The 17,060-nt window shown below is 69.3% G+C and carries 19 protein-coding genes; 10 read left to right on the forward strand and 9 right to left on the reverse strand.

All coding sequences use genetic code 11. From position 1 onward, the window contains the following. Nucleotides 1–373: 373 nt before the first annotated feature. Together QTQ03_RS24240 and ltrA are read left to right on the forward strand one after the other, a co-directional pair. On the forward strand, nt 374–1,807 hold the full coding sequence (locus tag QTQ03_RS24240; RefSeq protein WP_289280660.1) for an ISKra4 family transposase: 1,434 nt from the start codon (nt 374–376) through the stop codon (nt 1,805–1,807). Nucleotides 1,808–2,268: 461 nt separating this feature from the next. Continuing rightward, a complete protein-coding gene (ltrA, locus tag QTQ03_RS24245; RefSeq protein WP_289280049.1) occupies nt 2,269–3,513 on the forward strand; it encodes a group II intron reverse transcriptase/maturase in 1,245 nt (414 codons plus the stop codon). A gap of 35 nt (nt 3,514–3,548) precedes the next feature. Here ltrA and QTQ03_RS24250 read toward each other — a convergent pair whose 3' ends face one another. From QTQ03_RS24250 to QTQ03_RS24265, 4 genes are all read right to left on the reverse strand, one after another. Continuing rightward, on the reverse strand, nt 3,549–4,661 hold the full coding sequence (locus QTQ03_RS24250; RefSeq protein ID WP_289280050.1) for a reverse transcriptase/maturase family protein: 1,113 nt from the start codon (nt 4,659–4,661) through the stop codon (nt 3,549–3,551). A 288-nt stretch (nt 4,662–4,949) separates the two neighbouring features. After that, complete coding sequence (locus QTQ03_RS24255) at nt 4,950–5,549, reverse strand: transposase (protein WP_353890613.1); 600 nt, start codon at nt 5,547–5,549, stop codon at nt 4,950–4,952. Then, entirely contained in the window at nt 5,446–5,754 is a 309-nt protein-coding gene (locus QTQ03_RS24260) for a hypothetical protein (RefSeq protein WP_289281040.1), read from the reverse strand. The genes QTQ03_RS24255 and QTQ03_RS24260 overlap by 104 nt, the downstream gene beginning before the upstream one ends. Beyond that, nucleotides 5,676–5,891 (reverse strand): transposase family protein, encoded by a 216-nt coding sequence (locus QTQ03_RS24265; RefSeq protein ID WP_289280052.1) that lies wholly within the window; start codon nt 5,889–5,891, stop codon nt 5,676–5,678. Before QTQ03_RS24265 ends, QTQ03_RS24260 begins: the two co-directional genes overlap by 79 nt. A 617-nt stretch (nt 5,892–6,508) precedes the next feature. Between QTQ03_RS24265 and QTQ03_RS24270 the strand changes: the two genes are divergently transcribed. Further along, on the forward strand, nt 6,509–7,714 hold the full coding sequence (locus tag QTQ03_RS24270) for an IS110 family RNA-guided transposase (RefSeq protein ID WP_289277638.1): 1,206 nt from the start codon (nt 6,509–6,511) through the stop codon (nt 7,712–7,714). 110 nt (nt 7,715–7,824) lie between these two features. On the opposite strand, the gene QTQ03_RS24275 is transcribed toward QTQ03_RS24270, so the two are convergent. Further along, nucleotides 7,825–8,892 carry a helix-turn-helix domain-containing protein gene (locus tag QTQ03_RS24275; RefSeq protein ID WP_289280053.1) on the reverse strand — a complete coding sequence of 356 codons (1,068 nt, stop codon included), beginning with the start codon at nt 8,890–8,892 and terminating at the stop codon, nt 7,825–7,827. 191 nt (nt 8,893–9,083) lie between these two features. On the opposite strand from QTQ03_RS24275, the gene QTQ03_RS24280 reads away from it, so the two are divergent. Genes QTQ03_RS24280 through QTQ03_RS24290 form a run of 3 tightly spaced genes read left to right on the forward strand, consistent with a single transcriptional unit; the run spans nt 9,084 to nt 9,693 of the window. Next, nucleotides 9,084–9,305 (forward strand): hypothetical protein, encoded by a 222-nt coding sequence (locus QTQ03_RS24280; RefSeq protein ID WP_289280054.1) that lies wholly within the window; start codon nt 9,084–9,086, stop codon nt 9,303–9,305. Beyond that, the gene (locus QTQ03_RS24285; RefSeq protein WP_289280055.1) at nt 9,305–9,514 is read left to right on the forward strand and encodes a hypothetical protein; all 210 of its coding nucleotides are present in this window, start codon (nt 9,305–9,307) and stop codon (nt 9,512–9,514) included. The genes QTQ03_RS24280 and QTQ03_RS24285 overlap by 1 nt, the downstream gene beginning before the upstream one ends. Beyond that, nucleotides 9,511–9,693: a hypothetical protein gene (locus QTQ03_RS24290; RefSeq protein WP_289280056.1), complete on the forward strand. Its 183-nt coding sequence runs from the start codon at nt 9,511–9,513 to the stop codon at nt 9,691–9,693. Before QTQ03_RS24285 ends, QTQ03_RS24290 begins: the two co-directional genes overlap by 4 nt. 281 nt (nt 9,694–9,974) lie before the next feature. Here QTQ03_RS24290 and msrA read toward each other — a convergent pair whose 3' ends face one another. Further along, complete coding sequence (gene msrA, locus QTQ03_RS24295) at nt 9,975–10,637, reverse strand: peptide-methionine (S)-S-oxide reductase MsrA (protein ID WP_289280057.1); 663 nt, start codon at nt 10,635–10,637, stop codon at nt 9,975–9,977. A gap of 212 nt (nt 10,638–10,849) precedes the next feature. On the opposite strand from msrA, the gene QTQ03_RS24300 reads away from it, so the two are divergent. Next, complete coding sequence (locus QTQ03_RS24300) at nt 10,850–11,368, forward strand: GNAT family N-acetyltransferase (RefSeq protein ID WP_289280058.1); 519 nt, start codon at nt 10,850–10,852, stop codon at nt 11,366–11,368. A 63-nt stretch (nt 11,369–11,431) separates the two neighbouring features. Here the strand turns inward: QTQ03_RS24300 and QTQ03_RS24305 are convergent, their stop codons facing one another. After that, the gene (locus QTQ03_RS24305; RefSeq protein WP_289280059.1) at nt 11,432–11,842 is read right to left on the reverse strand and encodes an HIT family protein; all 411 of its coding nucleotides are present in this window, start codon (nt 11,840–11,842) and stop codon (nt 11,432–11,434) included. A 111-nt stretch (nt 11,843–11,953) separates the two neighbouring features. Here QTQ03_RS24305 and QTQ03_RS24310 point away from each other — a divergent pair, with 111 nt between their 5' ends. From QTQ03_RS24310 to ilvA, 3 genes are all read left to right on the forward strand, one after another. After that, the gene (locus QTQ03_RS24310) at nt 11,954–13,096 is read left to right on the forward strand and encodes a cystathionine gamma-synthase (protein ID WP_289280060.1); all 1,143 of its coding nucleotides are present in this window, start codon (nt 11,954–11,956) and stop codon (nt 13,094–13,096) included. Nucleotides 13,097–13,112: 16 nt separating this feature from the next. Next, entirely contained in the window at nt 13,113–14,522 is a 1,410-nt protein-coding gene (locus tag QTQ03_RS24315; RefSeq protein ID WP_289280061.1) for an amidase, read from the forward strand. 86 nt (nt 14,523–14,608) lie between these two features. After that, nucleotides 14,609–15,829, forward strand: a complete 1,221-nt coding sequence (gene ilvA / locus QTQ03_RS24320; protein WP_289280968.1) for a threonine ammonia-lyase — start codon at nt 14,609–14,611, stop codon at nt 15,827–15,829. Between the two features lie 121 nt (nt 15,830–15,950). On the opposite strand, the gene greA is transcribed toward ilvA, so the two are convergent. After that, nucleotides 15,951–16,448 (reverse strand): transcription elongation factor GreA, encoded by a 498-nt coding sequence (gene greA, locus QTQ03_RS24325; protein WP_289280062.1) that lies wholly within the window; start codon nt 16,446–16,448, stop codon nt 15,951–15,953. A 138-nt stretch (nt 16,449–16,586) separates the two neighbouring features. Further along, nucleotides 16,587–17,021, reverse strand: coding sequence for a DUF4307 domain-containing protein (locus tag QTQ03_RS24330; protein WP_289280063.1), 435 nt, complete (start codon nt 17,019–17,021; stop codon nt 16,587–16,589). Nucleotides 17,022–17,060: the final 39 nt, after the last annotated feature.

Raw genomic sequence — 17,060 nt, forward strand, 5'->3', positions numbered from 1 at the left:
TCTTGCGAACACGAACGTGGAAAGCGAGGCAGAGACGGATGGCGGCCTCGTGGACTGCGGTGCTGTACGAGAGATGGAGGTTGTTTGGCCCTCCGGAGCCGGCGTGCGGAAGCAGGCTTCAAACCACCACGAGGGGCGTTGGCTGAAGACCGTCGTCCTGAGCGTCGTTGGAAAAGGGTGCGGCTCTGGTGAGGTGCGGCGACACGCTGTGTGGCCTGGGGATGTGTTACTGGTTGTGATGGTGAAAGGGATCCTCCCGCTATGTTCGTCGGTTGCGAGACACGAACATCAGCAAAGAGGGAGCCCGGTGCAAGAGTACGCATCCGAGACGGCGGACGATGCTTTCGCCGGCTCATCCGTGCGGTTCGGCGCGATGGTGGACTTCCTGTCCGGTGAGCATGCGGCGGGGATGACTCACGCCGAACTGGAGGAGCGGCTGCATACCGATGGCATGCGGTTGCTGTGTCAGTTGTTGCAGGACAGTCTGGATCTTCGTGCCAGTCGGGAGGAACGGCTCGACGAGGTGACCGACGCCGATAGCCATCTGCGGGGGTGGGCCGAGCGGGGGCGGCAGCGGACGCTGGCCACCCGGTTCGGTGAGGTGGTGGTGACGCGTATCGCCTACCGGGCGCGGGCGCGGGCCGATCTGAACCCGGCGGACGCGGTGTTGAACCTGCCCGTGGAGAAGCACTCGCATGGACTGCGCCGGTTGGCCGCGGCCGAGGCGGCCCGCGGCTCGTTCACCGACGCGGCGGCCGCGATTGAGCGGGCCACCACGGTGCGTATCGGGAAACGGCAGGTCGAGGCGTTGGCCGCCGCAGCGGCGATAGATGTGGATGCCTTCTACACCGCCCACGCCCCGGACTGGTCGGCCGATGATGATGTGCTGGCGTTGTCCTTCGACGCCAAAGGGGTGGTGATGCGCCCCGACGGGCTCCGCGCGGGCACCGCCAAGGCCGCGGTCAGCCAGAAACTGGCCGGCCGCCGGTCCAAGGGCGAGAAACGCAACCGCAAGCGGATGTGCGAGGTCGCCGCGGTCTTCGACGTGACCGGCAAGCCGCGCACCATCGCCGACATCCTGCCCGAGGACCCCGAAGCGGCCCAAACTGCTACCCCGGCGCCGGTCACCTCCGGCAAGTGGCTGCACGCCAGCGTGACCGACGACGCCGCGGCGGTGATCGCCGCCGGGTTCGCCGAGGCCGACCGCCGCGACCCCGACCACGCTCGGACCTGGATCGCCCTGGTCGACGGCAACACCCACCAGATCGACCGGATCCACGCCGAGGCCAAAACCCGCAAGATCACCTTGCCGGTTGTTGTGGACTTCATCCACGTCATCGAGTACCTCTGGAAGGCCACCTGGTGTTTCCACCCGGAGGGCGACCCGAACGCCGAACGGTGGGTCCGCGCCCAGGCCCGGCAGGTGTTGGCCGGACGGGCCGGCATAGTCGCCGCAGCCATCCGACGCAAGGCCACCTACCACGGCCTGGACCCCGGCAAACGCAAACCCGCCGATGTCGCCGCCGCCTACCTGCTGGCCAAAAAACCGTACCTGGACTACCCGACCGCGCTGGCCAACGGGTGGCCGATCGCCACCGGGGTGATCGAAGGCGCCTGCCGCCACCTGGTCAAAGATCGTATGGACGTCACCGGCGCTCGCTGGGGCCTCGACGGCGCCGAAGCAATCCTCAAACTCCGCACCCTGATCAGCAACGGCGACTTCGACCAGTACTGGACCTGGCACCTGGCCCAGGAACAACAACGCATCCACAACAGCCGCTACCTCGGCGGTGCCATCCCACAATAGACGATCACCTCAGAGGAGCCGCACCCGTTGGAAAAGGCGCGGCATGATCGCGTCAGGTGTGGACCGGGAAGATGAGCGATGAACGTCGAGTTCTCTGCCGTTGACGTGTCGAAACTCAGTCAGATGACATCAAAACCGAGGCCGGAGGTGAGTCTCGGGAAGAGCCTGGGGGATAGCCGCTTACTGCCCAGGTGGTGTCCGGCATATAGGCAGCATGAGCCCGGTCCAGGCTCTCGTATGGAACGTGTGAAGGCGGACCCCGATACCGCCCGTTGGGTGACCGGCGGCGAGAGGGAGAACTCCAAGCGGCGGAAACCGCGAGGAGCGGAGTACCGATGCGGGGACGCTGGCGGACTCGCCCGTAGTAGCTGTGAACCGCCTGCGTATCGCAGTGGGTCGGGGAGCGAAGGGGCGGGGTCGTTCAGGCTGGCGCGGGCGGTCAACCGTGAGGGAGGAACCGCGTGAGTCAGTCAGGGTTGACAGGTAAGTCGCACGACATCCCCAAGCGGCTGATCTGGGCCGCGTGGTTGAAGGTGAAGGGTAACGGCGGAGCGGCCGGGGCCGACGGCGTGACGATCGAACAGTTCGAGGAGCGGTTGACTGACAACCTCTACCGGCTGTGGAACCGCATGTCGTCGGGCAGCTACTTTCCCGGCCCGGTCCGGGCGGTGGAGATCCCCAAGAAGGGTGGAACCAGGATTCTGGGCATACCCAACGTGGTCGACCGGGTGGTGCAGACGGCGGCGGTGCTGGTGCTGGAGCCGGAGGTGGAGAAGGTGTTCCACGACGACTCCTACGGCTATCGTCCCGGACGGTCCCCGGTGGATGCGGTGCGGGTGTGCCGGCAGCGGTGTTTCAAGAAGGACTGGGTCGTCGACCTGGACGTCAAAGCCTTCTTCGATTCGGTGCCGTGGGAGCTGATGCTCAAGGCGGTGGCACGACACGCGGCCCAGCCGTGGGTCATGCTGTATGTGCAGCGCTGGTTGAAGGCGCCGATGCTGATGCCCGACGGAACCTTGGCCTGCCGGACGAAGGGGACACCGCAGGGTGGCCCGATCTCCCCGTTGATCGCCAACATCTTCCTGCACTACGGCTTCGACACCTGGATGTCCCGGGAGTTTCCCGGGGTCGGGTTCGAGCGGTTCGCAGACGATGTGGTGGTCCACTGCGTGACCGAACGTCAGGCGCACCAGATGCGGCAGGCGATCGATCGCCGGTTCGCGGACATCGGGTTGCAGGTGCATCCCGACAAGACGCGCATCGTGTACTGCAAGGACGACCGGCGTCGCCTGGACTACGGCCAGGTGACGTTCACGTTCTGCGGATACGCGTTTCGTCCCCGCAAGACCTTCGTCCGGGGGAAGTCCCGAACGGGGTTCCTGCCAGCGGTGGCTCCGGGGAAGCTGGCCGACATGAGCCGCAAGGTCGCGTCCTGGCGGCTACATCGGCGCACGACCGAAAACCTGGCCGACCTCGCGGAAGAGATCAACCCGGACCTACGGGGCTGGTTGAACTACTTCACCGTGTTCTACCCGAGCGCGGTGAACCCGATCGGCAAGCGTGTCGACCGCCATCTGATGCGCTGGGGGAAGTGGAAGTACAAGCGACTCAAACGCAGTGACGACCGGGCGCGGGCATGGTTGATGGGAGTCCGACAACGGACACCGAACCTATTCGCTCACTGGACACTGCGGTACACGACCTGATAACCGAACGGCACGAGCCGGATAAGCCGAGAGGCTTACGTCCGGATCTGTGGGGGACGGCGGGTGAGACTCCCGCCGTCTACCCGGCATTTGGCGTTGACGGCTTCCGGTGGGGCACCGAGGGCGATGGAGCCGTTGAGTGAGCGCTTGCCCTTGGTGTGCCAATTGTCGGCCTGCCGTGTCCAGATGTCGTAGCCGAGGAACCGCTCCTTGTGGGTGCGGGCGTGGGTGATCAAGGTTTTCTCGGTGGAGAAAGCGAGCTTCAGATCCTTGCGCAGGAACGCGGCCAGCTCATTCTTGATCTGTTCGGCTTCGGCTTTGGTGCCGGCGAATCCTAGGAGGTGATCGTCGGCGTAGCGGATATAGCGCAGCCGGCGGTAGTCCGGGTCGTGAACGTCGCGAGTGGGAATCGACTGCTGGATCTTGCGGAAGGCTTTGACCTTGTCGCGGTCGCCCCTCATTTTCCAGTAGCCGACTCTCGCCGTCGCGTTGTAGTACGCCCGATTCTGCCGTCGGACTGTTCCGCGGGTCCAGGCCGGGACCAGCTCCTGTTCCACGAATTTATCGAGACGGTCGAGATAGATGTTCGACAGGATCGGCGATATGACACCGCCTTGCGGCGCACCGGAGTACGTGGCATACCATTTCCAGTCTTCCAGATATCCCGCCCGCAGCGTTCCTCCTACCAGGTTCAAGAACCGATTGTCGTGGATCTGCTCGGCTAGGATCGCGAGCATGACCTCGTGGTCGAGGCTCCCGAAGCAGTCGGCGATGTCGCCTTCGATGAACCAGGTCGTGCCCGTCCATGTCGAGGCGATCTCGTCGAGTGCGGTGTGGCAGCCCCGACCGGCGCGGAACCCGTGCGACCTGGCCGAGAACTGCGGTTCGTAGTACGCCTCCAACAGCAGGTGCACCACCTCACCGATCAGTTTGTCAGTCCAGGACGGCAGCCCGAGGGGCCGTCGGGTTCCGTTCTTTTTCGGGATGTATATCCGGCGGACCGGTGTGAACCGGTAGCGTTCGGCGCGAAGCCGGTCGACGATGTCCCGGATGGTTTCCAGGCTCATCCCGTCGGGCGTTTTCCCGTCGACTCCGGGTGTCATCGCGCCGTCGTTGGCGTAAATCCTCCCGTAGGCGATCAGAAACAACTGTTCGTTGAACAGTTGCCGATCAGCCGTTCCAGGGGCAGTTTTCGTTGTCCCCTGTCACGCAGGACTTTGAGTACCGTGTCAGCGCTTTGCATTACGCATGCCTCCACCGTTTCCCATAGTCCGCATCACCTGCGCTCCTTCGCCCTGTGAACGGCTTTCCCGTTCTCCTTGGCCGGGCGTGACTCCGGCGACTACTATGAGCGCTCCGACACCGCCAGCCGGACTGGGACGGTGATCCCACGTTCGTCTCTGACACACGAAATGGCGCGGCTGCAGGCGCCCCACTCATCTCCTTGAATGCCCTCGTTGGGTATCGCTTCCGCCGCGAAGGTTGTCCAGAGTGAACCAGTACACCCCGGACACGACGGACACCGGTTTCGGATGCCTTTCCGGTCGCAGTAAATTGCTGCCGCTGGAGGTTGGGTTCAAACAATCAAGTCTTCGCCATACCGCGCGGGTCTCCCGGCACGCCGTCTCGGGCATCTGAACCCGGCCGCCGGTTTCCTGGCATGCTCTTGTTCCCTTCACCTTTCGGATCCAGGTGAGCCATCGGACCCAGCAGACCTCCCTTCGAGTCTGTCCCGCCTGAAGCGGGGATGTGTCAGAGCGCCTCGTGGCGCACTGGTTGGCCTTGGCCGCGACCATCAGATGAGCGTCGTCGGCGGCGAGCAGGTCGGCGTGCCCGGTCTGGGCGTGCAGCGCGTCCGCGACCACCAGGACATCCTTCAACGATCCCAACACAGCCGCGACCAGGCGCAGCAGCGGCGTGAACGCCGGAATCTCATTCGACTTCGCCGTGATCTGCACCTGGGCGAGCACGATCCTGGTGCTGGTGTCGTACGCCGAGAGCCAGATGCACCTGCCGCCCGTCCGGTAGCCGGGCACCCCGGGCGACCTTCCCGTCCACGGCGATGACCAGCCGCCACCGCCGTGCGCCGATCACGACCGGCCCGGCCCGCTCCCGCAACCAACACGCGAGGACCTGCGACAACACCTCGGCGTCGAGCCGGATCAGCAACCGCCACACCGTCGTCGCGGCCGATACCTGGCCGTCGAACCCGAGCCGAGCCCACACCGACTCGTCCTCCAAAGCGCATCCAGTCCGCGACCGCCGCGAACGTGCACGCCCCGGGCGAGCACCGCGCACACCGCCGCCGCCAGGATACTGACCAGCGGATACCGCCGGCCCCGCGGATCGCGCGGGTCGTTGATGACCGCCAACGCCACGAACAGGCTGCGACGGTCGCCGTCACGGTCACTACCGGTGACCGCAGCCGGTGACGGCAGATTGGGGGGGCCGGTGTGGCAGCACGATCTCGGTCAGTGCTGATGACATCAGCGGGTGCGGTCCTATTCTCGATCACGGTTGTCTTCGCAAACACCATGATCACCAACGGGCCGTACCCGTCCCACATGGACCCCGGACCTCGCCGAACCCCCTACGAAACCCCAGTTCGACCGCCCCTTGATCGACTACGCAACAGACCTGCCGTAACAAGTCGGAGGCCAGCCCACCTACGCCGCCGCGTACCGCGTACCGCGCCGGTCGCCGAGCTGGGCGACGTCCTCTGAGACGACGGCGAGCGCGATCCTAGACCGGAGTACCCGTTACCTTTTTGATCGTCCCCAGCCGGGGACTGCTCGGTCGCCCGGCTCGGTATGACTAACCGCCCCTGTCGTACGCATGATCCGGGGGGTGTTGTCGCCGGGCCGGGTGGCGTCGGCGGACCGCTGATAGGGACCCGGCCGCCCCGCGTGCGGGGTAGGTCTCTTCGTAACGTGGATGCCGGCAGTCCGACGCTGACCAGCGGCCGAGCCACGGTAGCAGTTGGGGAGGCACAGCGTTGTACGACGAGTACGGCGTCTTTATCGGACTGGATGTCGGCAAGGAAGGACACCATGCGGTCGCGCTAACCCCGGAAGGGAAGCGGCTGCACGACGCTACGCTGCCCAATACCGAGGCCGGCCTGCGGAAACTGTTCGACAAGCTCGCCCGGCACGGCCGGGTCCTGATGGTGGTCGACCAGCCCGCATCGATCGGCGCGCTGCCCGTGGCGGTGGCCCGCGTGTGTGGGCATCAGGTGGCCTACCTGCCCGGCCTGGTCATGCGCCGACTGGCCGACCTGCACCCCGGCACCGCGAAGACCGACGCCCGCGACGCCTACGTGATCGCCGACGCCGCCCGCACCCTGCCGCACACGCTGCGCCGCGTCGACGCCGGCGACGACGCCCTCGCTGAGCTGGAAGTCCTGGTCGGCTACGACGACGACCTCGCCGGCGAGGTCACCCGGATCTCCAACCGGATTCGTGGTCTGCTCACCCAGATCCACCCGCCGCTGGAGCGGGTCCTGGGCCCGAAACTGCAGCATCCAGCCGTGCTGGAGCTGCTGTCGCAGTGCGGTGGACCAGCCGGGCTGCGCAAGGCCGGCCGGACGAAACTGGTCGAGATGGTCAAGAAGCGTGCGCCACGCATAGGCGTACGCCTGGTCGCGCAGATCCTCACCGCGCTCGACGCGCAGACCGTCGTCGTGCCTGGCACCGCGGCGGCCGAGACCGTCCTGCCGCGACTGGCTGACAACCTGCGTGACCTGCTGCACCAGCGTGACCAAGTCGCCGAACAGGTTGAGGGGATGCTTGATGCGCACCCTCTTGCCGGGGTCCTGACCTCGATGCCCGGCATCGGCGTCAGGACCGCAGCCCGCATCCTGCTCGAAGTCGGCGACGGCACCACCTTCCCCACCTCCGGCCACCTCGCCGCCTACGCCGGCCTGGCCCCAGTCACCCGCCGCTCCGGCACCAGCATCCGCGGCGAGCACCCACCCAAGGGCGGCAACAAGCAGCTCAAACGCGCGTTCTTCCTGTCCGCGTTCGCCGCCCTGACCGACCCGACCAGCCGCACCTACTACGACCGGAAACGCGCCGAGGGCAAGAAACACAACGCCGCCCTCATCTGCCTCGCCCGACGCCGCGTCGACGTCCTACACGCCATGCTGCGCACCAAGACCCCATACCAGCCGAAACCGGCGGACGAACCCCGCCTCGCGGCTTGACAAAACCCATAGGGACACCCCCCGAGCGGTCTACGGCCGTCCTGGACACAGGCGTCCCGCCCGCCCGCCGGCCGTGGGGACCGCCTGAGGACCCGCCGGGGTCGGCCGGGTCACGCCCGGTCGACCTCGCGGAGCATGAGCGCCAGGCTCTGCGAGCGCCGCTCGGCGGGTAGCGCGTCCCACGCTCGTCGGGCGTAGGCGACGCCGCCGGCCTTGTCGCCGGCCTTCGCCATCGTCAGGCCCCGATGCAGCTCGATATGGGTAGCAAAGCGCGGGAGGCCCGCCGGTCGCGTCCGGTCGGCTTCCTCCTGGGCCTCGCCGCCGGGGCCCGGCATCCCGAGGCGGGCGTACAACATGCTGCGGAATGTCGCCATTCGCCACGGAGGGACAGCCGTGTCGGAAACTTCGCCGTCGGGCGACGCGGCGTGATCGAAGACGCGCCGCGCTTCGGTGTCGAGCGCGACCGCCCCGGCCTGGTCGCCGCGACCGGCCGCGACGTGTGCCCGCGCCATGAGCGCCTGGACGCGACCGAGTGAGAGGCGATCGGACAGTGCGACCGCCTGATCCGCGTACCGCCGCGCCGTCGACAGCGCCGCTCCTTCGTAGGCAAGCGCGATAGCCGCTCGGCCCCGGACCCACACGCGCACGCCGCGATCGTCGGAGCGGTCAGCCGCCGTCGCCGCCAGGTCGTACCAACGGATCGCCTCGGCCGGATTCGGCGTGGTCTTGCCGTAGGTGACCAACGCCCGCGCGGCGTGCGACCACATGGCAGGCGTGTCTAGGTGCTGCTGAAGGATCACGAGATCACTCGCGAGGCGGGTCTGAAGGACCGCCGCGCCTACGGCCATGTAATCGCGGCCGTACTGGTCGACACGCTCGCGCCAGTCGTCCTCGGCGGTCCGGCCGTGGAGCGCCGCGCTGAAGCCGGCTCGGATCAGCTCGCCGGCAACGACCGGGCCGACGACGCCGGCCGCCAAGCCGAGCACCTGTCGACGGTTCACGTCACCCTCCCCAAGCGCTCGCGCGTAGGCGAGCACGATGTCAGGGGTCGCCGCTCGCCGTCCAGCCTCGACGTTGCTCAGGTGCGACGCCGAGTAGCAAGTACGCGCGGCCACCGAGGCGAGCGTGACGCCGGCCTCGGTACGAGCCTGCCGGAGCTGCGCGCCGAGATCCTCCACGGGTCCCCCTGATGAAAGCCTCCGAAAGCATCGACCTCCTTCCGAGCGTAGTCCCCTGATCGCAGGCTGAAAGCACACGGCGCGGTCGGTGGAGGCGACCCGAAGGCCCGGCGGCCCGTGCCGGTAGTGGGCCCCCCTCGGGTGAAGGCGGGGGCGGCCCTGTCCACGTCCCACCGATCGGGAGTCCAGTCATGCCATCAGCCGTAGCGCAACTACCGCAGCGACAGCGCCGGGTGGCGCTGGCTGGCGTGATCAAACCCGAGTACCGGGCGGTGACCGCCCCGGTGTCCGAGGGGGAGCTTGAGCGGCTGCTGTCCGGTGGGCGCGCTGTCGGCCGAGCCCGCGTCGTCTATCCGCCTCAGTTCAACGATGACGTGTTGGAGGCTGTACTAGCGGGACTGCGGGCGCTGTGATGGCCGACGACGCCAGCCCCGCCGAGGTGCGCGCGTACCCCGATCCGCATGGCGCACCCCCGGTGCCGGACGGTGACCGGGTGCGCCGGCCAGCGCGGCCGTCGGACGATTCCCCGGAGCCCCTGCCGGTCGCGGTCAGGCACAAGGTGCTGGCGACGGTCATGGTGTTGATCGTTGTTGCCGCCATCGTGATCCGGGTTATGCGGTGACGGGCGGGCGGCCGGTGCAGGTGACGGTTGACCGGTGGTGGCGGACCCTCGCCGAGCGCCGTCAGCGCGACGGCCGCTGTCCGGTCTGCGGCACCGCGAAGCGGTGTTGGCCGTGGGCGGACGCGTACGGCGAACTGGTCGCCCACGACCTTCTCCACCTCAGCCAACCACCCCGGTAGGAGACCGGTCGCGGACGGCGGCCGGCGAACGAAAGAAAGAGGATCATCGAATTCATGATACAGAAGAAGCCGAACCGGTGTGCCAGCTCAAGTCCGAACTGTGTTGAGGTCCTGTCCGACGGCGACGGGAACTGAATTGTCCGCAACTCTCCGTGGTCGCTAGGGCGAGGGCCTGTCCCGCACCACCGATGCCAACGAGGCACCGACCAGTTCTGATCTCCACAACGGTCGGTAGTGGATGGCGGAGGGTCTGCGACGGTAGGTCGCAGACCCTCCGCTTCTCAACTGCCGGTGCGGGCGATGCCGACGGGGCAGCTCAGGCCGTTGGGGCCGTGGTTGCAGTAGCCGTTCGGGTTCTTGGTCGGGGCGAGGTACTGCTGGTGGTAGTCCTCGGCGAAGTAGTAGTCGCCGAGCCGGTCGACCTCCGTGGTGATCTCGCCCCTGCCGGCGCGGGCCACGATCGGCGCGAACGCGTCGCGGGACGCCTGGGCGGTGGCGAGCTGGTCGTCGGTGGTCGCGTAGATCGCCGACCGGTACTGGGTGCCCACGTCGTTGCCCTGGCGCATCCCCTGGGTCGGGTCGTGGTTCTCCCAGAAGACCTTGAGCAGGTCCTCGTAGCTGATGGTCGTCGGGTCGTACACCACCTGGACGACCTCGGCGTGCCCGGTGCGGCCTGAGCAGACCTCCTCGTACGTCGGGTTCGGCGTGTAGCCGCCCGCGTAGCCCGCGGAGGTGGTGATCACGCCGGGCAGGGTCCAGAACAGCCGCTCGGCGCCCCAGAAGCAGCCCATCCCGAACACGGCGACCTGCGCGCCCTCGGGGAACGGGCCCTTCAGCGGGCTACCCAGCACCTCGTGCCGGTCGGCGACCGGCATCGCGATGAGTCGGCCGGGCAGGGCCTGCTCTGCGGAGATCATCTCGGCCTTCATGCGGCGCAGGAACACGGTGGGACTCCTTTCGTACCCTCACCGGCTTGCAACGCCGGCAAGACCGTCTTCCTTACCCGCCGCCTCCACATTCAGGCGGGCTCGTCGCCACCCGGGCAGGTCGAGAGACCCAGCGGACGTACTATCGCCGCTGCGGACCTGGGAGTCGGTGCGCGCCGAGGCGCCGTCACCCGGCAGGGCGCCGAGCTGTTCGAGGAGGTGGCGCAGGCATGGACCGGACCGGGGGTGTGCCGGTGATCGTCGAGGTCCGGCCGGACCTCGACGAGGCGCTGGCCCGGTCACTGCTCGCGGTGCAGCGCGCCGCGTACGCTCTCGAGGCCGCCCTGATCGGCGACGACCGTATCCCGCCGTTGCACGAGACCCTGGCCGACCTGCGCGCGGCATCCCTGCACTGGCTTGCCGCGTTCACCCGTCAGCCAGCGGGAGGCGACGCCGCCGGGCGGGCCGATGTTCGACCGGTGCTCGTCGGGGCGATCGCCTGGGCCGAGGACGGCACGACCCTGGACATCGACCGGTTGGTGGTCGACCCGGCCGCTCACCGGCGTGGCGTCGGACGGGCTCTGGTGGGCGCGGCGCTGACCCGGGCCGGTGCCCGTCGCGTCCTCGTCGCCACCGGCCGGACCAACGAGCCGGCCCGCCGGCTCTACGAATCCCTGAACTTCACATCGCTCGGAGACGAGGAGGTGATTCCGCACCTCTGGATCACACGCTACGCCCGACCCGCTTGACGATCTTGGCAAGAAGCTCCCACCGAGCCGGAGATATCAAGATTACCAAGAAGGGTCGCCCGATCAGAGCGCCGCGCGGATCTGGTCGGCGTAGGCGGTCGCCTCGTCGTCGTCGGCGTAGCGGGTGCGGGGCCAGAAGAAGCCGCGCAGGCCGTCGCCCTTCGTGCGCGGCACCACGTGGGTGTGCAGGTGCGGCACGGACTGGGAGACCCGGTTGTTGATCGCCACGAACGTGCCGCCGGCGCCCAGGCCGGCCTCCACCGCCGTCGCCAGCCGCCGGACCAGCCCGAAGTATCCGGCCAGTGCCTCCGGCGGCAGGTCCGCCAACGTGACCAGGTGGGGGCGCGGCACCACCAGCAGGTGCCCCCTGAACACCGGCCGGGTGTCCAGGAACGCCACCCCGCTTGGCTCGTCGACCACCCGGAACGCCGGCAGCTCGCCGGCCACGATCCCGCAGAACACGCACCCCGCCACCGCACCAGGCTAGGGCCGGGCGCGCCGTTGAAACCAGTGGCCCGGAGTGCGCTGCGATCCGCAGGGTGGGTTCCATCCGACGGGAAGGGCACGACGACTAACGTTCCGGGAATGAGTCACGGCTTCGAGACGCTCGCCATCCACGCCGGTCAGGAACCCGAGGCCCGCACCGGCGCGGTGATCCCACCCATATACCAGACCAGCACGTACGCCCAGGATTCCGTCGGCGCGCCCCGCCAGGGCTACGAGTACAGCCGCTCCGGCAACCCGACCCGGGACGCACTCCAGGAGTGCCTCGCCGCGCTGGAGGGTGGCGCCGTCGGGCTCGCCTTCGCCAGCGGCCTCGCCGCCGAGGACGCCCTGCTGCGGACCGTCTGCAAACCGGGCGACCACGTGGTCATCCCCGACGACGCGTACGGCGGCACCTACCGGCTCTTCGCCCGGGTCGCCGAGCGGTGGGGGCTGGACTACACCCCGGCGAAGGTGTCCGACCCGGCCGCGATCCGGGCCGCCATCCAGCCCGGCCGGACCCGGATCGTCTGGCTGGAGACCCCCACCAACCCGCTGCTCGGCATCGCCGACATCGCCGCCTGCGCGGCGCTCGCGCACGACGCCGGCGCGCTGCTGGTGGTGGACAACACCTTCGCCTCGCCGTACCTTCAGCAGCCGATCGCGTTCGGTGCGGACGTCGTCGTCCACTCGACGACCAAGTACCTCGGCGGACATTCCGACGTGGTCGGTGGCGCGCTGATCGCCGCCGACGCCGGGCTCGGCGAGGAACTGCGGTACCACCAGAACGCGATGGGCGCGATCAACGGCCCGTTCGACGCCTGGCTCACCCTGCGCGGCATCAAGACCCTCGGCGTGCGGATGGACCGGCACTGCGACAACGCCGAGCGAATCGTCGGGTACCTCGACGCGCACCCGAAGGTCGGTCAGGTCAGCTACCCCGGCCTGCCGTCGCACCCGGGCCACGAGGTGGCCGCGAAGCAGATGCGCCGGTTCGGCGGGATGATCTCCTTCCGGGCGGTGGGGGGCGAGGACCATGCCGTGCGGATCTGCAACCAGGCGAAGCTTTTCGTGCTCGCCGAGTCGCTCGGCGGGGTCGAGTCCCTGATCGAGCATCCGGGCCGGATGACACACGCAAGTGCCGCCGGCTCGCCGCTTGAAGTTCCCGGCGATCTCGTGCGACTGTCTGTCGGCATCGAGACGGTCGACGACCTGCTAGCCGATCTGGAGCAGGCGCTGGGCTGACCGCGGGCTGGGGAGGGTGGCCGTGCAGGACATCATGCCGACCTGGGTGGGAGCGACTGCCAAGCAGATCGCCCGGGGCGTACGTCGCGGCGACGTGTCCGCCACCCAGGTGATCGCCGACCACCTCGACCACGTCGCCCGCGTCGACCCCGAGATGGCCGCCTTCCGCGCGGTCCGGGGTGGCGAGGCGGTCACCGAGGCGGAGAAGGTCGACGAGCAGGAGGACCTGGCGAACCTGCCGCTCGCCGGGGTGCCGGTCGCGGTCAAGGAGAACACCGCCGTCGCCGGGCTGTCCAGCTGGAACGGGTCGGCTGCCGCGCGTACCCCGGTGGCCGAGGCCGACCACGAGGTGGTCCGCCGGCTGCGGGGCGCCGGCGCGGTGATTCTCGGGGTGACCCGGATGCCCGAGCTCGGGTTGTGGGCGGTCACCGACGACGAGACCGCGGTCACCCGCAACCCCTGGGACCTCGGGCGTACCCCCGGCGGCTCCTCCGGCGGCTCTGCGGCGGCCGTGGCCGCCGGGCTGGTGCCGATCGCCCACGGCAACGACGGCCTCGGATCGATCCGGATCCCGGCCGCCTGCTGCGGACTGGTCGGCCTCAAGCCCGGCCGCGGCGTGGTGCCCTGCCGACTCGGCGCGGACGACTGGTTCGGCCTCACCGAGCACGGCATGCTGTCCACGACAGTCGCCGACGCGGCGGTCGGCTTCCAGGTGCTCGCCGGCCGGCCGCAGGAGAAGCTGGTGCCACCGCAGCGGCTGCGCGTCGGGGTGTCGCTGCGCTCGCCGCTTCGGGGCGTCGCGCCGGACGCACCGAACCGGGACGCCGTCGCCGCGGCCGGCCGGCTGCTCGCCGCCGCCGGACACGACACCGTGCCGGCCGACCCGGTCTACCCGACCGCGCTGGGCCTGCGGGGCGCCGCGACCTGGTTCGCCGCGGCCGCCGCCGACGTCCGGTCCGCCGGCAGGGACCGGCGGGGCCTGCAGAAGCGCACCCGCCGGCACGTCGCGTTCGGGGAGTGGGCGCAGCGCCGGGGGTACGTGCGGGAAGCCGACCGGGCCGCCTGGCGCGAGCGTTCGATCGGCTTCTTCACCGACCGCTCGGTGGACCTGCTGCTCACCCCGGCCCTGGCCACCGTTCCACCGGAGGCGACGAGTTGGTCGGCCCGCTCCTGGCGGGCGAACATGGTGGCCAACATCCGGTACGCCCCGTACGCCGCCCCGTGGAACATCGCCGGGCTGCCCGCGATCGTGGTCCCCGTCGGCCGCCGTCCCGACGGCCTGCCGGTGGCCGTGCAGCTCGTCGGCCCGCCCGGCAGCGAGCTGCTGCTGCTCGGGGTGGCCGGCCAGTTCGAGATGCAGGCCCCGTGGAGCCGGCACGCCCCCGGCTACCCCCGCGTCGGAACAGGCTCGCCGACCGCCGCATGATCGTCCAACCTGCCGCCACCCCAAACGACCTGGTCTCCGGTGACGTCGCCGCCGATGCCGGCCGCGCCGAATGGCACGATCGGGGTATGACGGAACTGGTCAGCCTGGACGACGTACGAGCCGCGCGGGAACTGCTCGCCGGGGTCGTCCGCACCACCCCGCTCGAACCCTCCCGCCCGCTCACCGCGGGCCTCGGCGGGCCGGTCTGGCTGAAGTGCGAGAACATGCAGCGCGCCGGCTCGTTCAAGGTGCGCGGGGCCTATGTGCGGATCTCTCGGCTGTCCGCGGCGGAACGGGCCAACGGAGTGGTCGCGGCCAGCGCCGGCAACCACGCCCAGGGCGTCGCCCTCGCCGCCGGGCTGGTCGGCACGCATGCCACCGTCTTCATGCCGGTGAACGCGCCACTGCCCAAGGTGGCGGCCACCAAGGGGTACGGCGCTCAGGTCGAACTCGTCGGCAACACCGTCGACGAGTCGTTGGTGGCCGCGCAGGCCTTCGCCGAGCGGACCGGGACGACGCTGATCCATCCATTCGATCACCCGGACGTGATCGCCGGGCAGGGCACGGTGGCGTTGGAGATCCTCGAACAGTGCCCGGAGGTGAGGACGATCGTCACCGGTCTGGGCGGCGGTGGCCTGGTCTCCGGGATGGCGGTCGCGGTGAAGGCGCTCCGGCCTGCCGTCCGGGTGATCGGCGTGCAGGCCGCCAGCGCCGCCGCGTTTCCGCCCTCGCTGGTGGCCGGCGAACCGGTCCGCCTGCCGTCGTTCAGCACGATCGCGGACGGCATCGCCGTCGGCCGGCCGGGTGAGCTGACCTTCCCGCATGTGCACAAGCTCGTCGACGAGGTCGTGACGGTCGCCGAGGAGGACATCTCCCGCGCGCTGTTGATGCTGCTGGAGCGGGGGAAGCAGGTGGTCGAGCCGGCCGGCGCGGTGGGGGTGGCCGCGCTGCTGGCCAACGCGGTCGAGGTGGAAGCCCCGGTGGTGGCGGTGCTCTCCGGCGGCAACATCGACCCACTGCTGATGCTGCGGGTGATCGAGCACGGCTTGGCGGCGGCCGGCCGCTACCTGCGGATCACCGTTCGCTGCACGGACCGGCCCGGTCAACTCGCCTCGCTGCTCAGCGAGATCGCCGAACACCGGGCGAACGTGGTGGACGTCGAGCACCAGCGGGCCAACCCACACCTGCGACTCGGCGAGGTCGAGGTGGCGCTGAGCGTGGAGATCCGGGGCGTGGAACACTCGGACATGTTGATCAGCGCACTGCGAACCAGCGGCTACCAGGTGGTCGTCGCCTGTGCGGCGTGACGCCGGGGCGGTGTGGCGCGCCGCCGGTGGGGCGCCAGGCGGCCATGCCGCGTCGACGCCCGGAAACGCCGACGCGTCGCCGCCCGGGTGGGGCGCCGACGCGTCGGAAGGACGGGCGTGTTCAGCCGGAGAACGGCTCGAAGGCGACCACGGTCACCTTGATGTCGGCGCCGCTCGGAGCGGTGTAGGTGCAGGTCTGGCCGGTGCGGCAGCCCAGGATGGCCTTGCCGATGGCGGACTCCGGGCTGTATACCGTCAGGTCGGTCGTCGACGAGATCTCGCGCGAGCCGAGCAGGAAGCGCTCGGTGTCGTCCTTGTCGTCATCGAAGTAGATCGTCACGACCATGCCGGGTGCGACCGTGTCTGCGGTCGGCGCTTCGCCCACCTGCGCGGTGCGGAGCAGCTCCTTCAGATAGAGGATGCGCCCCTCCGCCTTACCCTGCTCCTCGCGGGCGGCGTGATACCCGCCGTTCTCCCGCAGGTCGCCTTCCTCGCGCCGGGCGTTGATCTCGGCGGCGATGACCGGCCGGTTGGCGATCAGCTCGTCGAGTTCCGCCTGGAGGCGGTCGTACGCCTCCTCGGACAGCCAGGTGGCGGGCGCCTCGTTTCCAGTGGACACAGGCGGTCTCCTCAGTAGTGCGTGCTGGCTGACAAGTGAACTTCCAAGTTACCAGTGCCCACCGACACCGTGTGTCAGTGATCACCTACTCGGCGCCGACTCGGGTTGGCCGACCCGGGACCCGGCGGTCGTGGCAGGTCAGGCCACAGGCCGACAGCGCAGGACCTCGCCGATGAAGGGGCGACCGCTGGTGGCCAGCCGATGCTGCGTGGTCACCTGCCGTTCACCCGGGCGGGCGGAGACCCTGACCTGTTCCCGGGCCACCTCGGCGCCGGCCCGGTCCCGGGCGCGCAGCACGCAGACCGCGGACCCGCCCGGCGGCACGGTGACCCGGAAGTCGACCAGTATCTGCGTGTCGGTGATTCCGGTGTAGGTGATCACCGTGGCGTCGTACTCCGGGCCGCCGTGCTGTCCGTAGAGCCGGACCGTGACCAGGCCCAGGACCGCCACCAGGCCGAGCGCCAGCAGCCCGGCCAGCACCGGACGGCGACGGCCGGGCGCGCGGCGCCGCCCGTACCGGCCGGGCGGGAAGACCGGCGCGTCGGACGGAACTGTGGTGTGCGTCTCGCTCACCGGCGGGTATCTCCTGGCGTCGTTGTCGGGGGCATCGGC

Origin of the sequence: Micromonospora sp. WMMA1363 (genome assembly GCF_030345795.1) — a bacterium.
In the GTDB taxonomy this organism is placed as follows: Bacteria; Actinomycetota; Actinomycetes; order Mycobacteriales; family Micromonosporaceae; genus Micromonospora.

Bases quoted from the DNA above. Each gene is read 5' to 3' on its own strand.
- QTQ03_RS24240 (WP_289280660.1), top strand. From the start codon at position 374: ATGGTGGACTTCCTGTCCGGTGAGCATGCGGCGGGGATGACTCACGCC.
- QTQ03_RS24310 (WP_289280060.1), top strand. From the start codon at position 11,954: ATGAGTCACGGCTTCGAGACGCTCGCCATCCACGCCGGTCAGGAACCC.
- QTQ03_RS24280 (WP_289280054.1), top strand. From the start codon at position 9,084: ATGCCATCAGCCGTAGCGCAACTACCGCAGCGACAGCGCCGGGTGGCG.
- ilvA (WP_289280968.1), top strand. From the start codon at position 14,609: ATGACGGAACTGGTCAGCCTGGACGACGTACGAGCCGCGCGGGAACTG.
- QTQ03_RS24285 (WP_289280055.1), top strand. From the start codon at position 9,305: ATGGCCGACGACGCCAGCCCCGCCGAGGTGCGCGCGTACCCCGATCCG.
- QTQ03_RS24300 (WP_289280058.1), top strand. From the start codon at position 10,850: ATGGACCGGACCGGGGGTGTGCCGGTGATCGTCGAGGTCCGGCCGGAC.